Source organism: Microbacterium sp., from assembly GCF_047972865.1.
GTDB lineage: Bacteria > Actinomycetota > Actinomycetes > Actinomycetales > Microbacteriaceae > Microbacterium.
In genome coordinates this window covers 1-1,637 of record NZ_JBKEAY010000253.1, presented here as the reverse complement: position 1 = coordinate 1,637, position 1,637 = coordinate 1, and the positions used below count along the sequence as shown (strand labels likewise).

At 67.9% G+C, this 1,637-nt stretch carries 1 pseudogene; it reads left to right on the top strand.

Features of this window, described 5'->3' with window-relative positions:
- Positions 1–853 precede the first annotated feature (853 nt).
- A pseudogene (locus tag ACK5KK_RS15445) lies at positions 854–1,525 on the top strand (radical SAM protein); the annotation flags it as partial.
- Positions 1,526–1,637 lie beyond the last annotated feature (112 nt).

Here is a 1,637-nt window from a genome sequence, read left to right as displayed (position 1 = left end):
GATATGACCCTGAAAGAGAAGGCCCTCGCCCGCACCAGCCCACCCGGCCGGCGGCAAGACAACCGCTACCGGCCCCCGGACGCACTCATCGCCTGGCTCGAAGCGCTCTGATTATGCCGATATTGCCAGCGGAGGATCCTTACGCCGCAAGGGAACCACCGGCCTCATCGGCATAATCCGGAGATCGGCATAATGCAGGGTGCAGGTCTGCACGGTCGCTCGCGGCCAGGTCGCCTCGATCGCTTCGGGGAACCCGGTGAGCCCAGTTCGAAACGCCGCCGCGCCGCCGAAGGCAGCGATCACGTCGGCATCACTCCCCGTTGCCAGCGCTTCGCGGACGCGAGGGTCCTCACACACGGGACCCACCGGCACTGCGCTGACCTGCGGCGCCGGGATCGCCGTCGCTCGGGGCGACGGGACACCTTCCGCCATCGCACTGGCGTCGATCCCCGGATCAGGCGCGACGAATGCTCCACCCAGCACCACACCCACCACCGCGGCCGCACCGACCGCGACGACGGCGGCGACCGCCCTGCCGGTCGTTCGCCGCAGGTGAGCCGCGCGTCGACGGCGCCGCAGTGCCGCACGCCCGGCATCTTCCTGCGCGGCGCGACCCGGATCCCCCTGTGCGGCACGACGGGTCTTCCCGCGTGCCGCGCGACGGGGGCGCTCCTGTGCCGCGCGGCCACGCTGGCGGTGCCCGCGGCGGCTGAGCGGTGCGACGGGTTCTGGCACGTACCCCATTGTCCTCCGATACGCCCGTGCGCCCTGCTCGTGCGTGCACCATCATGTGATCGAACATCTCTTCCCTTTGAGTCTTGACGTATATTCGTTTTTTTGTTCCCCTAAGTGTATGAGGTGGCACGGACAGTCGGTCGGCGCGGTGGACCCGAGTGCGCTTGCCGGCATGGAATCCACCGGCGGCTTCGTGCGTTCTGTCACCTCGCCGCAGTTCCGCGGCATGACGTTCCACGAGGTGCTGGCAAAGTCCGCACTGAACCACGTGCCCGGCGCTTCCGCCATGCCGTTCGACTGGACGATCAACCCTTACCGCGGCTGCAGCCATGCCTGCACCTACTGCTTCGCCCGTGGCACACACAGCTATCTCGACCTCGACGCAGGGCGCGACTTCGACGAACAGATCGTCGTCAAGATCAACGTCGCCGAGGTGCTGCGCCGCGAGCTCGCCCGTCCGGCCTGGCATCGCGAGGCGGTCGCGCAGGGCACCAACACCGACCCGTATCAGCGTGCCGAGGGGCGTTACCGACTCGTGCCGGACATCGTGTCGGCACTGACCGAGAGCGGCACGCGATTCTCGGTGCTGACCAAAGGTACGCTCCTGCGCCGTGACCTTCCGCTGCTGCGCGACGCCGCCGCCCAGGTCACGGTCGATCTGGCCATGTCCGTGGCGGTCGCCGACGAACAATTGCGCACGACCATCGAACCCGGCGCGCCATCTTTCGACGCGCGCCTGGGCACCGTTCGTGCCGCGACGGATGCCGGGTTCGCGGTGTCGGTGTTCCTTGGCGCGTAGCGCTTCCTGGTACGGGTAGTCCAGTGACGTGGTACTCGCATTCTGGCTAGTTGGTATGGCGCTGGCCGCTCTGCTCTTCTGATGGTGGCGGTGACGCGTTGGG